Below are 330 nucleotides of genomic sequence, written 5' to 3' on the forward strand. Positions count from 1 at the left end.
GCCGGTCACCTCGAACTCGATGCCGTGGATGTGGATGGGGTGGTTGGTCATGGTCAGGTTGCCCACGCGGACCCGCACCCGGTCGCCCAGCCGGGCCACCAGCGGGTCCAGCCCGGGGAAGACGCGGCTGTTCCAGGCCCAGATGTTGTGCTCCAGCATGGTGTTGACGTTGGGGGTCTGGGCGCCCGGCTCCACGTCGAAGGCGTTGAGCAGGAAGCAGTAGTCGCGGTCCACGTGCTCGATCAGCGGGTGGCGGCCGCGCGCGTCCAGCCTGGGGTGGGTGATCCACAGGCCCATCATGCCCATGGCCATCTGCGTCATTTCGTCGGC

General features: G+C 68.2%; 1 protein-coding gene. It reads right to left on the reverse strand.

Features of this window, described 5'->3' with window-relative positions:
- On the reverse strand, window positions 1-330 hold a 330-nt coding region (locus HA630_RS01990), incomplete at both ends, for a multicopper oxidase domain-containing protein (RefSeq protein WP_166832192.1).

Source organism: Aquabacterium sp. A08, assembly GCF_011742065.1.